We start from the raw sequence: 14,412 nt of genomic DNA, 5'->3' as shown, positions 1-14,412 counted from the left end.
AAGGATACGCCGCCGAGCTTGCCAGAGCCTGCCGCGCCGGGCAATCGCTATTCGCCCAAAGGATTAACGGACCCCGATGCTTGACCCGGCCCCGATCCTGCCCGAAATTGGCCCAAAGCGAAGGAGATGCCGATGAGAACCCGCGCCGCAGTCGCCCTTGAAGCCGGAAAGCCGCTGGAAGTGATGGAGGTCAATCTCGACGGTCCGAAGGCGGGCGAGGTGCTGGTCGAGATCAAGGCCACCGGCATCTGCCATACCGACGAATTCACCCTGTCCGGCGCCGACCCGGAAGGGATCTTCCCGTCGATCCTCGGCCATGAGGGCGCGGGCGTGGTGGTCGAGGTCGGGCCGGGCGTGACCAGCGTGAAGCCCGGCGATCACGTCATCCCGCTTTACACGCCAGAATGCCGGCAATGCGCGTCGTGTCTGTCGGGTAAGACGAACCTCTGCACCGCGATCCGGGCCACGCAGGGGCAGGGGCTGATGCCGGACGGGACCTCGCGCTTCTCGATGCTCGACGGCACGCCGATCCATCATTACATGGGCTGCTCGACCTTCTCGAATTACACCGTGCTGCCGGAAATCGCCTTGGCCAAGGTGCGTGAGGACGCGCCTTTCGACAAGATCTGCTATATCGGCTGCGGCGTGACGACCGGGATCGGCGCGGTCATCAACACCGCCAAGGTGGAAATCGGCGCCAAGGCCGTGGTCTTCGGTCTCGGCGGGATCGGGCTGAACGTGCTGCAGGGGCTGCGGCTGGCCGGTGCCGACATGATCATCGGCGTCGATCTGAACGACGACAAGAAGCCGATGGCCGAGCATTTCGGCATGACCCATTTCATCAACCCGAAGAACACCGACAATGTCGTGCAGGAGATCGTCAATCTGACGAAAACCCCCTTCGACCAGATCGGCGGGGCGGATTACAGCTTCGACTGCACCGGCAATGTGAAGGTGATGCGCGACGCGCTGGAATGCACCCATCGCGGCTGGGGCCAGTCGATCATCATCGGCGTGGCGCCCGCAGGGGCCGAGATCAGCACCCGACCTTTCCAGCTTGTTACCGGAAGGATCTGGAAAGGCACGGCTTTCGGCGGTGCGCGCGGCCGGACCGATGTGCCGAAGATCGTCGACTGGTATATGGACGGCAAGATCGAGATCGACCCGATGATCACCCACAAGCTCAAGCTCGATCAGATCAACGAGGGGTTCGACCTCATGCATGCCGGCAAGTCGATCCGCTCGGTCGTGGTCTATTGATGGAGGTCGTCAGCGAGAACCGCAGCTTCGGGGGCGTGCAGGGCGTCTATCGCCACGCATCCGGGGCGACCGGCACCGACATGACCTTCGCGGTCTATCTGCCGCCCGCAGCCGAGGCGGGGCCGGTGCCGGTGCTGTGGTATCTCTCGGGCCTGACCTGCACGCATGAGAATGCGATGACCAAGGCCGGCGCGCAGGAACATGCCGCGCGCGAAGGGATCGCGCTGATCTTCCCCGACACCTCGCCGCGTGGCGAGGGGGTGGCGGATGACGAGGCCTACGATCTCGGGCAGGGGGCGGGGTTTTATGTCGATGCCACGCAAAAGCCCTGGGCGCCGCATTTCCGCATGTGGGATTACATCACCCGCGACCTGCCGGGGGTGGTGTTTGACGCCTTTCCGCTGATGCGCGCGGCGCAGGGCATCACCGGGCATTCCATGGGCGGGCATGGCGCGCTGACCATCGCCATGACGCTGCCCGAGACCTATCGTAGCGTCTCGGCTTTCGCGCCGATCGCCAACCCGAGCGAATCCGACTGGGGCCGCAAGCAATTGTCGGCCTATCTCGGCCCTGATCCGGCGGCATGGGCCGGGCATGACGCCACGCTCTTGATGCGTGATCGCGGCTATCCCGGAGAGGTGCTGATCGACCAGGGCACCGCCGACCAGTTCCTCGACCTGCTGCGCCCCGAGGCGCTGGCAGATGCCATGGCGGCGCGCCGGCAGGCGTCGGTCATGCGGATGCAGAAAGGCTATGATCACAGCTATTTCTTCGTCCAGAGCTTCATCGGCGACCATATCCGCTGGCATTCGGCGCGATTGCGCTAGGGGCGGTTTATCGGAAATACGCCTTGTATGCAGGTCCGTCTTCGGTCCATCTTGCGCGCGCATAACGGATAAGGGAGGATTCCGATGAACATTTTCCGCACCAGCCTTGCAGCCCTTGCCGCCAGCGCCGTTCTGGCCGTGGCCGCGCAGGCCGAAACGCTGCGCCTGTCGCATAATGTCGGCGATACCACCACCTGGCAGAAAGGGGCCGAGAAATTCGGCGAACTTCTGTCCGAGAAGACCGATGGCGCCTATGACGTGCGCGTCTTCCCCAATGCCCAGTTGTCGGGCGGCGATCAGATGAAGCAGGCCGAGATGGTCGGACGCGGGGCGCTGGATCTGGTCGTGACCTCGGCCATCAACGTGACGCCCCTGGTGCCGGAAATGGCGGTCTTCTCGCTGCCCTATATGTATGCCGATTACGCGCAGGTCGATGCCACCACGCAGGGCGATGCGGTCAAACCGCTGGAAGACATCCTCGCCAGCAAGGGCATCAAGGTGCTGGCATGGGGCGAGAACGGTTTCCGCGAGCTGACCAACAACTCCAAGCCGGTGAAATCGCCCGAGGACATGAAGGGCATGAATATCCGTGTGGCCGGGCCGATGTATATCGACGTGATGAACGCGCTCGGTGCCAATCCCCAGCAGATGCAATGGTCGGAGACGCTCACGGCGCTGCAACAGGGCGTGGTCGACGGGCAGGAAAACCCGATCGGCGCGGTGATCATCCCGCAGCAGGTCTATGAGATGCAGAAATACCTGACCACCTGGCATTATTCCTATGACCCGCTGTTCCTCGGCGTGTCGCAGGCGAAATGGGACAGCCTCGATGCCGAGACCCAGGCCAAGTTCCAGGAGGCCGCGACCGAGGCCATGGCCTATCAGCGCCAGATCAGCCGCGAGGCGACCGATAGCGGCGTCGCCTTCCTGACGGAGCAGGGCATGGAAATCTACGAGCCCACGCCCGAGGAACTGGCCGCCTTCCGCGAGGCGACACAGCCCGCCTTCGATACCTGGGCGGCCAAGGTCGGCCCGGATCTGGTGAAAAGCTTCCAGGACGCCGTCGCTTCGGCGCAGTAAAGCACTGGCGCGGCGGGCCGTCCCGACCCGCCGCCGCAACCGGGGACCGCCATGCGCTTCATCCTGAACGAGGCCGAAAAGATCGTCTGCGCGGTGATCTTCCTGGGCATGACCGCGGTCGGCTTCGCCAATGTCTGCGCGCGCTACCTGACGCATTACTCTCTGGCCGCGACCGAGGAACTGCTGACCTACGGCTTCCTGCTGCTGACCGTCTTCGGTGCCGCCATCGCGGCGCGGCGGGGCGAGCATCTGGCCGTCACCCTGCTGACCTACCTGCTGCCGCGCCCGCTGCGCTGCGCGGTCTTCCTGCTGTCGGTCGCGCTGAGCGTGCTGCTTCTGGCCATGTCGGCCTGGTTCTCGTGGCAGGCACTGGTGAACCTGTTGAATAACGGCATGAAATCCTATGCGCTGCAGATCCCGGCCTGGTATTATCAGGCGGGTGTGCCCTTCGGCTTTGCGCTGATCATTGTCCGCTATCTGCAATATGCGCTGCAGATGCTGAAGGGTCGCGCCCCGCACGAGGTCCCCGATGTCTGACCTGCTGGCGCAGATCCCCGCCGGCACGCAGATGGTGCTGGCCTTCTTCCTGCTGATGGCGCTTGGCGTGCCGGTGGCGTTCTCGCTCGGCCTTTCGGCGCTTTACGCCATGTGGTTGATCGGCTTCGGCTTCGATCTGGCGGGCGACCTGATCGCCGCCGGGATCGCGAAATATTCGCTGCTGGCCATTCCCTTCTTCATCCTCGCCGGCTCGCTGATGGGATCCCTGGGCATCGCCGAGCGCATGATCCGCTTCTTCCGGGTGCTGATCGGCAGCCTGCCCGGCGGCATGGGCGTCGTCGGCACGGTCGTGTGCCTGTTCTGGGGCGCGGTCTCTGGCTCCGGCCCCGCATCGGTCGCCGCCATCGGCCCGATGCTGATCCGCGCGATGGAGGAGGATGGATATAGCCGCGCCTTCGCCGCCGGGCTGGTGGCGACGGGGGCGGCCTTTTCCATCGTCATCCCGCCCTCGATCGGGCTGGTGATCTATGGGGTGATCGCGGAAACCTCGATTTCCGATCTGTTCATCGCCGCAATCATTCCCGGCATCTTCATGGGCGCGATGATGCTGGCCGTGCTGCCCTTTGCCCGGCGCGGGCAGGGGCGCGCGGCACTCGACCGGATCAGCCCCGATCCTTACGCGGGGACGTATCTGGACCGCCTTGGCCGCAGCTTCATCGACAGTTTCTGGGGGCTGATGACGCCGGTGGTGATCCTCGGCGGGATCTATTCGGGCGTCTTCACGCCGACCGAGGCCGCCCTTGTCGCCACCGTCTATGCGCTTGCCGTGGGCTGGCTGGCTTATGGCACGCTGACCGTCCGGGGGCTTTACGAATCGCTGTCCGATGCGGCGGCGTCTTCCGCCGTGGTGATGATGGTCGTGGCCTATGCGAGCCTGTTCGGCTGGGTGGTCACGGTCGAGGATCTGGTCGGCAGCTATTCCACCGCCCTTCTGGGCCTGTCCGACAATTCGGCGGTGATCCTGATCGTCATCATGCTGATCCTGCTGATTGCCGGCATGTTCATGGATGCGGTGACGGTGATGTTCATCTCGCTGCCGATCTTCATGCCGGTGGTGCATCAACTGGGCTGGGACCCGGTCTGGTTCGGGGTGCTGCTGATGGTCAACCTCGCCATCGGGCTGATCACGCCGCCCGTGGGTATCAACCTTTACGTCGCCGCCAATGTGACGAAGCTTTCCATCGAGAAGGTGGCCAAGGGCGCGCTGCCCTTCCTGCTGGCCAGCCTTGTCGGGCTGATCGGCGTGGCGGTCTTCCCCGAGATGTCCCTGTTCCTTGTCCGCCTGATGGGAGGCTGAGATGAAAAACGCCATCGTCACCGGCGCCGCGCGCGGCATCGGGCTTGCCACCACGAAACTGTTCCTGAAGGAAGGCCGCCGCGTCGCCATGATCGACCGCGACGGCGAGGAACTGGCGCGGGCGGCGGCGGGGCTGGACAATGTCCTGCCGATCACCTGCGATGTCTCGGTCGAGGCGCAGGTGGCGGCGATGGTGGCGCAGGTGGCCGACGCCTTCGGCAGCATCGACGCGCTTGTGAACAATGCCGGCGTGGCCGATTTCCGGCTCCTGGACCAGACCGAGTTGCAGATCTGGCGCACTGTCATGGCAACCAATCTGGACGGGGTGTTCATCACCTCGCAGGCGGTGATCCCGCGCATGACGCGCGGGGGCGGGGCCATTGTCAATATCGCTTCGATCAGCGGGCTACGGGCCTCGACGCTCAGGGTGGCTTACGGCACCTCCAAGGCCGCCGTCATCCACCTGACCCGCCAGCAGGCGGCGGAACTTGGGGAACTCGGTATCCGCGCCAATTGCGTCGCCCCCGGCCCGGTCGATACCAAGCTGGCGCTGGCGGTGCACAGCCCGGAAATCCGCGCCGCCTATCACGATGCCATCCCGCTGAACCGATACGGCACCGAGGACGAGATCGCGCAGGTGATCGTCTTCCTCTGTTCCGACAAGGCCAGCTATGTGACCGGCCAGACCATTGCCGCCGATGGCGGTTTCGATGCCACCGGCGTCGGGCTTCCGGCCCTGCGCCAAGACTAACCGACAAGAACGACCGACCAGGAGGATACCATGACCATCACCCGCCGCGCGATCCTTGCGCTGAGTGCCGCCGCTTTCGCCGCCCCTGCTTTCGCGCAGGACTGGCCAACCGAGCCCGTGCATGTCTATGTCGGCTTCCCCGCCGGTTCCTCGCCCGATCTGCTGGCCCGGATCGTGACCGAGCCGCTGGCCGAGAAGCTGGGCCAGCCCATCGTCGTCGAAAACAAGCCCGGCGCCGGCGGCGTCATCGGCATTCAGCAGATGCTGGCCAATGCCGAAGGGGGTCATGCCATCGGCACATCGATCAACGGGCCGCTGACCACCTCGCCCCGGCTGGTGCCGGATCTCGGCTATGACGTGGCCGCCTATATTGCGCCCATCGCGCTTGTCGCCACCTCGCCGCTGGTTCTGGCCGTGGCCGCCGACAGCGAGGCCGCCGATCTGCAGGGCTTCGTCGATCTGGCCAAGGCGGAACCCGGCGCGCTTTCCTATGGCTCCGTCGGGCAGGGCTCGGGCGCGCATCTGACGGCGGAACTTTTCGACGCCGAAGCCGGGGTCGAGATGCTGCATATCCCCTTCACCTCCTATGCCGAGGTCACCACCTCGATCATCGGGCACGAGATCGACGCCGGTTTCATGGCCCCCTCTGCCGCCATGCCGCAGGTCGAGGCCGGCAAGATGCGGATGCTGGGCGTGACCTCGGCCGAGCCTTTCGCGCAGGTCCCCGATGTGCCGGTGATCGCCGGCAATGCCGGCGTGCCCGGCGATTTCAAGGCCGAGCTGTGGAACGCCTTCATCGCCCCCGCCGGCACCGATCCGGCGGTGATCGAGCGGCTGAATACCGAGATCAACGCCATTCTTTCCGACGAGACCGTTCAGCAGAAACTGCTCGACATGGGCTGGCAGGCGGCGGGCGGCTCGGCTGATGATCTGGCGGCGCGGATCGGCGCGGATACCGCCATGTGGGGCGCGGTGATCGACAGGATCGAGGCCGCGAAATAAGCCGATGAACCGGGACTGGGCGGATATCTGCGGCGGGGCCGTGCTGGCCCTGCTGGGGCTGGGCGTGGCCATCAATGCCGGGCTGCGGCTGGATTTCGGCACCCTGCGCGCCATGGGGCCGGGGTTCTTCCCGACCGTGCTGGGGGCGATGCTGGCGCTTCTGGGTGCCGGCGTCGCCGTCCCGGCATGGCGGCGCGGCGCGAAGCCTGTCACCATCCGCTGGGGCGACGCGGCGGCGGTGATCGCGGCGATCCTGATCTTCGGTCTTGGCATGTCCCGGCTGGGCGTGGTGCTGGCCTGTTTTCTGGCCGTCCTCATCGCGTCCCTCCCCGCACCGCATCCGGGCTGGCGCTGGCGGCTGGTGCTGGCCTGCGCCGTTACCGTGCTGACTTACATCGTCTTCATCCTTGGCCTGCGGATGAGCCTGCCGGTCTGGCCGAGGCTGCCATGAGCGCCTGGGAGGGCATCCTTTACGGCTTCGGCGTGGCGCTTCAGCCCGCCGTTCTGGTCTATTGCCTGCTCGGCGTCACGCTTGGCACCTTCATCGGCGTGCTGCCGGGGATCGGGGCGATGGCCGCGATCTCGCTGCTTTTGCCGATCACCTTCTATATCACGCCCGAGGCGGCGCTGATCATGCTGGCCGGGGTCTATTACGGGGCGCAATATGGCGGCGCGGTGGCCTCGATCCTGCTGCGCCTGCCTGGCACGCCGCAATCTGCGGTGACCACGCTGGACGGTTATCCGATGGCGCAGCAGGGGCGGGCCGGGGTGGCGCTGTTCACCTCGATGATCTCCTCCTTCATCGGCTCGATCCTGGGGATCGTGGTGCTGGTGGTGCTGGCCGGCTGGCTCAGCCGCGCGGCCACGGCCTTCGGCGCGGCGGATTACGCGGCGATGATGATCCTCGGCCTCGTCGCGGCCTCGACCATCGGGGCGGAGCGACCGATGAAGGGCTTTGCCATGGTGGTCTTCGGCATGATCCTCGGCTGTATCGGCACCGATGTGAATTCCGGTGCGCAGCGCTTCACCTTCGGCCAGACCGAGCTGATGGACGGCATCAATCTGGTGGCGCTTGCCATGGGCCTCTTTGGCGTGGCCGAGGTGATCGGCAATATCCGCAATGCCGAACGGCAGGCGGCGCCCGAGCCTGTCAGCCTGCGCCAGATGATGCCGACCCGCGACGACCTTCGCCGCATCCCCTTTCCGGCGCTTCGGGGGACGGCGCTTGGCAGCTTCTTCGGGGCGCTGCCCGGCACCGGCTCGACGCTGTCGTCCTTCCTTGCCTATGCGATGGAGCGTCGCGTTTCCCGCAGCCCGGAGCGTTTCGGCAAGGGCGCGGTGGAAGGTGTCGCCGGCCCCGAGGCCGCCAATAACGCCGCCGCCATCACCGCCTTCGTGCCGACGCTGACGCTTGGCATTCCGGGCGATCCGATCATGGCGCTGATGCTGGGCGCGCTTGTCATCCACGGCGTCCAGCCCGGCCCCCTGATGCTGGAAGCCCGACCCGAGATGTTCTGGGGCCTCGTCGTCAGCTTCGGCATCGGCAACCTGCTGCTGCTGATCCTGAACCTGCCGCTGATCGGGATCTGGGTGTCGATGCTGCGCATTCCGTTCCGCTATCTTTACCCGGCGATCCTGATCTTCGTCTGTCTCGGCGTCTATTCGGTGCGCGGTGCCAGCTTCGACATCGCCGCCGTGGCGCTGATCGGCATGGCGGGTTACCTGCTGGCGCTGGCGCGGTTCAGCCCGGCGCTGCTTCTGCTGGGCTTCGTCCTCGGCCCGCTGATCGAGACCAATCTGCGCCGGGCCATGCTGATCTCGCGCGGGGATCCGATGGTGTTTCTGGAACGTCCCATCGCCTGCGGCTTCACCATCGCCACCGCCGCGTTGATTCTGGTGTCCATATGGCAGGCCTGGCGGCGTCATGTCTCAAAGGCTGAGGAGGGAAAATGAGCGACCTTGTGATTTTGCGCCGCCTGTTCGACCGCGCGGTCGAAACCGCCGATCCGATGCGCTTCATCGCGCCGAACCTGCCGGAACGCGCGCAGGGCCGGCTGCTGGTGGTGGGTGCCGGCAAGGCCTCGGCCCGGATGGCCGAGGCGGTCGAGGCGGAATGGGGCCCCTGCGAAGGGCTGGTGATCACGCGCTACGGCTATGGCCGCCCGGTCGAAGGGATCGAGATCGCCCTGGCCGCGCATCCGGTGCCGGATCAGGCCGGGGTGGATGCGACGGCGCGGATGCTGGACATGCTGACGGGGCTTGGCCCTGACGATCTGGTGCTGATGCTGATCTCGGGCGGTGCCTCGGCGCTGCTCTGCGCGCCGGCGGGAGATATGACCCTGGCCGAAAAGCAGGCGGTGAACGCGTCGCTGTTGGCATCCGGCGCGCCCATCCACCGGATGAACCTGCTGCGCAAGCATCTGAGCCGGGTGAAGGGCGGACAACTGGCGGCTGCCGCCGCACCGGCGCAGGTGGTGGCGCTGATGATTTCCGACGTGCCGGGCGACGATCCGGCGATGATCGGGTCGGGGCCGACGGTGGGCGATGCCTCAAGCGCGGCGGATGCGCTGGCGATTGTGGAGCGCTGGCAGATCGGCCTGCCGGACAGCGCCCGTGCCGTGCTGGCGGGCCGGAGCGGGGTCATTCCGCCGGGCGACGAACGGCTGTCGAAGGTCGATAACCGCGTCGTCGCGGCGCCTGCGCAATCGCTGGCGGCAGCGGCGGATATGGCGCGCGCGGGCGGCTTCGCGAATGTCATCCTCGGCGACGATCTGGACGGAGAGGCGCGCGAGGTGGCGGCAGAACATGCCGCGCTGGCGCTGAAGATGCAGGCCGATCTGGCCGAAGACGACGCGCCGCTGATCCTGCTGTCGGGGGGCGAGTTGACGGTGACAAGGCGCGGCGACGGGGTGGGTGGGCCGAATGCCGAATATGCGCTGGCGCTGGCACTGGCGCTGGATGGTGCGCCCGGCATCCACGCCATTTCCTGCGATACCGATGGCGTCGATGGCGCGGCCGAGGTGGCGGGCGCGATCATCACGCCGGATACGCTGGCGCGCGCGCAGGCGGCAGGCGTCGATGCGGCGCAGGCGCTGGCGCGCAACGATGCGCACAGCTTCTTTGCCGCACTTGGCGATCAGGTCGTGACCGGCCCGACCCTGACCAATGTGAACGACTTCCGCGCCATCCTCATTCGCCGGGCATAGCTGCCGGCACCCGTTTCGGCGGCGCGCGCAGCGGGCCTGACAGGCTGCGGATGGCGACGTAGAAGCTCGGCACCAGGAAGATGCCGATGAAGGTCGCGGCGATCATCCCGCCCATGACCCCGATCCCGATGGAGTTCTGCGCCGCCGCCCCTGCGCCCCGCGCCATGGCCAGCGGCAAGACGCCGAGGATGAAGGCCAGCGAGGTCATCAGGATCGGGCGCAGGCGCAGCTTCGCGGCCTCGGTCGCGGCCTCGACGGCGGATCGCCCCTCCAGTTCCAGCACCCGGGCGAATTCGACGATCAGGATGGCGTTCTTCGCCGCAAGGCCGATGGTGGTAAGGATGCCGACCTTGAAATAGACATCGTTCGACTGCCCGAAGATCAGCGCCGCCGCCACCGCCCCGAAGACCCCTACCGGCACCGCAAGGATCACCGCCATCGGCACCGTCCAGCTTTCATAGATCGCCGCCAGCGACAGGAAGACGACAAGCGCCGACAGCGCATAAAGGAACGGCGCCTGATTGCCGGATTGCTGCTCCTGATAGGCGAGGCCGGTCCAGGCGACGCCGAAACCGCCGGGCAGATCCGCGACCAGTTCCTCCATCGCCGCCATGGCCTGACCGGAACTGGTGCCCGGCGCTTCCTCGCCCGAGATCGAGATCGCGTCCGAACCCTCGAACCGTTGCAGGCGCGGCGCGACCGGCACCCAGCGATAGGAGGAAAAGGCGCTGAACGGCACCATCTCGCCGCTGGAATTGCGCGCATACCACGCCTCCAGATCCTCGGGCTGCATCCGATAGCCGGCCTCGCCCTGCACGATCACCGGGCGCAGGGTCGCGCCCATGGCGAAATCGTTGACCTCGCGCCCCGAGAAGATCACCGAGAGCATCCCGTTCACCTCGTTCAGGCTGAGGCCGAGCGCCTCGGCCCGCTGCGCGTCGATATCGAGGCGCAGCGCCGCGTCGTCCTCGTCGCCCCGGCCCTGCACGTTCTGCAGGCGGGGATCGGCTTCGGTCACGGCTTCCAGCGTCGAGGATGCCGCGCGCAGCCCGTCGATCCCCTGACCGGTCTGGTCGATCAGGAACATCTCGAAGCCCGACTGGTTGCCAAGCCCCTGGATCGGCGGCGGCTGGGTAAAGCTGACCCGCCCGGCGCGCTCGCCCGAGAAACGCTTATTGGCGCGCTGCGCGATGGCCGAGGCGGATTGTTCGGGATCGCCGCGCAGGTCGAAATCCTTCAGCTTCACGAACAGCGTCGCCCGGCCCTGACCGCTGGCCGACAGACCGAAACCGATGGCGCCGAAGACCGATTCCACGCCCGGTTCCTCGGTCAGCAGGTAATCCTCGATCTTCTCGACCACGGCCTCGGTCTGCTGCGAGGTCGAGCCTTCGGACAGGCTGATCCGGGCCATCAGCACACCCTGATCCTCGGTCGGCAGGAAGGTCGAATTCATGCGCGCGAACAATTGCCATGCGGCCCCCGAGATCAGCACCAGCAGCAGAAGCGCCATGAACGGGCGACGGACGCTGCGGGCGATGACGGCGGCATAGCCATGGGCCATGCGGTCGAAACCGCGGTTGAACCAGCGGGCCGGGGCAAAGCGCGCCTCGCCCGTGTGCGGGCGCAGCAGGCTTGCGGTCTGGGACGGGGTCAGGATCAGGGCGGCAGCCAGCGACAGGCCCATGGCGGTGATGATGGTAACCGAGAATTGCCGGTAAACCACCCCGGTCGAGCCGGCCATGAAGGCCATGGGCAGGAACACCGCCGACAGCACCGCCGCGATCCCGATCAGCGCGCCCGAGATCTGGCGCATGGATTTTTCCGTGGCCGGCACCGGGCCGACCCGATCCTCGCGCATGACGCGCTCGACGTTTTCCACGACCACGATGGCATCGTCGACCAGCAAGCCGATGGCCAGCACCATGGCGAACATGGTCAGCGTGTTGATGGAATAGCCCAGCACCGCCAGCACCGCGAAGGTGCCCAGAAGCACCACCGGCACCACGATCACCGGGATGAAGGTCGCCCGCCAGCTTTGCAGGAAGATCAGGATCACCGCGACGACAAGCACGATGGCCTCGATCAGGGTGTGATAGACCTTCTCGATCGACAATTCGACGAAGGGCGAGGTGTCATAGGCCACGCGCAGATCGACGCCCTCGGGCAGGGCGTTGTTCAGGTCTTCCAGCACGGCGCGCACGCCCTGCGCGGTCTCGACCGCATTGGCGCCGGTTTCCAGATTGATCCCGAAACCGGCCGAGTTCATGCCGTTGAAGCGGCTGTCGGAGCCATAGCGTTCCTGCCCGATCTCGATATCGGCCACGTCGCCCAGCCAGACGGCGGCACCGTCCTCGCCGGTTTTCAGAAGGATGCGCCGGAAGCCCTCGACATTCTCAAGCTGACTTTGCGCGGTAATGGTCGAGGTGAATTGCTGCCCCCGGCTGACCGGCTGCGACCCCAGCGAGCCGACCGAGACGGTCGAATTCTGCGCTGCCACCGCCGAGGTGATGTCGGTCGGCAGAAGGTTGTATTGCGCCAGCCGGAACGGATCCAGCCAGATCCGCATCGCATAGCCCGAGCCGAAGACATTGATCCCGCCGACGCCCTGCACGCGCTTCACCGGGCCTTCGACGATTTCTTCCAGCATATTGCCCAGCTCGACCGTGGAATAGCGGCCATCGGTCGAGACCAGAGAGCCGACCATCAGGATCGACGAGGTCGAGCGCGTGACCGAGACCCCGTCAGACTGCACAGGCGAAGGCAGGCGCGATTCGACGCTGCGGACCTTGGATTGCACGTCGTTCAGCGCATCGGTCGGCCTGACGCTGTCGTCGAAGGTCAGCGTCAGCGAGGCGCGCCCCTGTGACGAACTGGATTCGAAATAGAGCAGCCCGTCCAGCCCGGTCAGCGAATCCTCGATGGGGGTGGTGACGGAATTCTGCACCGCCTCGGCGGTGGCGCCGGAATAGCTGGCGCTGATGCGGATCGTGGTCGGCGCGATATCGGGATATTGCGAGACCGGCAGGCCGATCAGGCTATAGGCCCCGGCCAGCATGGTGACGATGGCCAGAACCCAGGCGAAAACCGGTCTGTGGATGAAGAACTGGCCCATCAGCCGCCATCCGAAGGCGTGGCAGGCGCGCGCGCGGATGTTCCCGCAGCGGCGGTTTCGGGGGCCGGATCGGTCGTGGCGGCGGCGTCTTCTGCGTCGCGCACGACGCCGCCTTCGTCGATCTCGACCGGGACGGTGGTGATCTCGGCCCCGTCGCGCAGGTTGCTCAGCCCGTCGAGGATCAATTGGTCGCCGTCTTCCAGCCCCTCGGTCACGATCCAGGCGTTTTCATGTGTGCCGACCTCGCTCAGCCGCACCTCCACCGCCTTGCCGTCGCGGGCGACGAATGCGGTCAGGTCGCCGCTGGCGGCGCGGCTGGTGGCGCGCTGCGGGACAAGGAAGGCATTGATGCGGCCTATGGTCAGCGTGACGCGGACGAATTGGCCGGGCAGGATCTGGCGCTCGGGGTTGGGGAATTGCAGCCGGATCGGGATCGTCCCGGTGGTCGCCGAAACCTGGGTTCCGGGGGCAAGGATGCGGCCCGGCTGGGCATAGGTCTCGCCGGTTTCAAGCGTCAGCTGCGCCACGCCGCCGCTGTCGAAACGCTCCATGCTGCCATCGGCGATGCTGCGCTGATGGCGCAGGATGCGGGCACGCGATTCCGAGACATCGACATAGATCGGATCGACCTGCGCCACCTCGGTCAGCGCGTCGGACTGTCCTTCGCTGACGGTATCGCCGACGCTGAACGGGGTGACGGCGGCAATGCCGCGGATCGGGCTGCGGATTTCGGTGCGCCGCAGCGCCAGTTCGGCCAGGTCGCGCTGCAATTCGGCCGAGCCGAGCGCCGCCCGCGCCGCCGCCAGCAGCACCACCGCCGATTCGAGATCGGCCTGAGTCACGCCCGAACCGCTGAGCTTGCGATAGCGATCCACCGTCGCCTGCGCGCCTTCCAGCGCCGCCTGCGCCGAGGCCACGGCAACCTCGCGCGCGGTCAGTTCGACGGCAAGGGTCTCGTCCTCCAGCCGGAACAGCACCGTGCCGGCCTCGACCAGGGTGCCGGCCTCATAGGGGATCTCGGTGATCTCGCCGCCGACCTTGGGGCGCACGGCAGCCAGTTGGAAAGCGGTGGCGCGGCCCGGCAATTCGACGGTCACCGGCACATCGGCACGGGTAACGGGCATCACGCCGACCTCGCTCGGACCGGAACGACCACCGGGTCCGCCGGGGCCGCCAAACCCGCCCATCGGCTGCGCGCCTGCCGGCAGGGGGCCGTGCAGGACAATGCCGGACAGGACCGCCAGCAGCGCCAGACGGGCGAGGCGACGGGTGAAAGATCTGGGCTGAGTGATCGTCATGAGGAATATGGCCGCCGGTTG

12 protein-coding genes are annotated in these 14,412 nt (G+C 66.5%); 10 read left to right on the top strand and 2 right to left on the bottom strand.

What is annotated here, in order from left to right; translation table 11 throughout:
• The first annotated feature begins 132 nt into the window (after positions 1 to 132).
• The 10 genes from Q0330_RS05880 to Q0330_RS05835 all read left to right on the top strand — a co-directional run bounded on the left by Q0330_RS05880 (position 133) and on the right by Q0330_RS05835 (position 9,981).
• A complete protein-coding gene (locus Q0330_RS05880) occupies positions 133 to 1,260 on the top strand; it encodes an S-(hydroxymethyl)glutathione dehydrogenase/class III alcohol dehydrogenase (protein ID WP_299475857.1) in 1,128 nt (375 codons plus the stop codon).
• The gene (gene fghA, locus Q0330_RS05875; RefSeq protein WP_299475855.1) at positions 1,260 to 2,087 is read left to right on the top strand and encodes an S-formylglutathione hydrolase; all 828 of its coding nucleotides are present in this window, start codon (positions 1,260 to 1,262) and stop codon (positions 2,085 to 2,087) included. Before Q0330_RS05880 ends, fghA begins: the two co-directional genes overlap by 1 nt.
• Positions 2,088 to 2,171: 84 nt before the next feature.
• Positions 2,172 to 3,167 (top strand): DctP family TRAP transporter solute-binding subunit, encoded by a 996-nt coding sequence (locus Q0330_RS05870; protein WP_299475853.1) that lies wholly within the window; start codon positions 2,172 to 2,174, stop codon positions 3,165 to 3,167.
• A 51-nt stretch (positions 3,168 to 3,218) separates the two neighbouring features.
• The gene (locus Q0330_RS05865; protein WP_299475851.1) at positions 3,219 to 3,704 is read left to right on the top strand and encodes a TRAP transporter small permease; all 486 of its coding nucleotides are present in this window, start codon (positions 3,219 to 3,221) and stop codon (positions 3,702 to 3,704) included.
• On the top strand, positions 3,697 to 5,022 hold the full coding sequence (locus tag Q0330_RS05860) for a TRAP transporter large permease (protein ID WP_299475848.1): 1,326 nt from the start codon (positions 3,697 to 3,699) through the stop codon (positions 5,020 to 5,022). The genes Q0330_RS05865 and Q0330_RS05860 overlap by 8 nt, the downstream gene beginning before the upstream one ends.
• A 1-nt stretch (position 5,023) precedes the next feature.
• On the top strand, positions 5,024 to 5,773 hold the full coding sequence (locus Q0330_RS05855; RefSeq protein WP_299475845.1) for an SDR family oxidoreductase: 750 nt from the start codon (positions 5,024 to 5,026) through the stop codon (positions 5,771 to 5,773).
• 30 nt (positions 5,774 to 5,803) lie between these two features.
• Positions 5,804 to 6,775, top strand: a complete 972-nt coding sequence (locus Q0330_RS05850; RefSeq protein ID WP_299475843.1) for a tripartite tricarboxylate transporter substrate binding protein — start codon at positions 5,804 to 5,806, stop codon at positions 6,773 to 6,775.
• 4 nt (positions 6,776 to 6,779) lie between these two features.
• Entirely contained in the window at positions 6,780 to 7,226 is a 447-nt protein-coding gene (locus tag Q0330_RS05845; protein ID WP_299475840.1) for a tripartite tricarboxylate transporter TctB family protein, read from the top strand.
• Complete coding sequence (locus tag Q0330_RS05840) at positions 7,223 to 8,728, top strand: tripartite tricarboxylate transporter permease (RefSeq protein ID WP_299475837.1); 1,506 nt, start codon at positions 7,223 to 7,225, stop codon at positions 8,726 to 8,728. The genes Q0330_RS05845 and Q0330_RS05840 overlap by 4 nt, the downstream gene beginning before the upstream one ends.
• Positions 8,725 to 9,981, top strand: coding sequence for a glycerate kinase (locus Q0330_RS05835; RefSeq protein ID WP_299475835.1), 1,257 nt, complete (start codon positions 8,725 to 8,727; stop codon positions 9,979 to 9,981). Before Q0330_RS05840 ends, Q0330_RS05835 begins: the two co-directional genes overlap by 4 nt.
• Here the strand turns inward: Q0330_RS05835 and Q0330_RS05830 are convergent.
• Positions 9,965 to 13,093 carry a multidrug efflux RND transporter permease subunit gene (locus Q0330_RS05830; RefSeq protein ID WP_299475832.1) on the bottom strand — a complete coding sequence of 1,043 codons (3,129 nt, stop codon included), beginning with the start codon at positions 13,091 to 13,093 and terminating at the stop codon, positions 9,965 to 9,967. The genes Q0330_RS05835 and Q0330_RS05830 overlap by 17 nt on opposite strands.
• Positions 13,093 to 14,391 (bottom strand): efflux RND transporter periplasmic adaptor subunit, encoded by a 1,299-nt coding sequence (locus Q0330_RS05825; protein WP_299475830.1) that lies wholly within the window; start codon positions 14,389 to 14,391, stop codon positions 13,093 to 13,095. Before Q0330_RS05825 ends, Q0330_RS05830 begins: the two co-directional genes overlap by 1 nt.
• Between the last annotated feature and the right edge of the window lie 21 nt (positions 14,392 to 14,412).

Source organism: uncultured Paracoccus sp. (assembly GCF_937873615.1).
Lineage (GTDB): Bacteria > Pseudomonadota > Alphaproteobacteria > Rhodobacterales > Rhodobacteraceae > Paracoccus.
The sequence above is the reverse complement of the archived record's forward strand: the minus strand, read 5'-3'. Positions and strand labels throughout refer to the sequence as shown.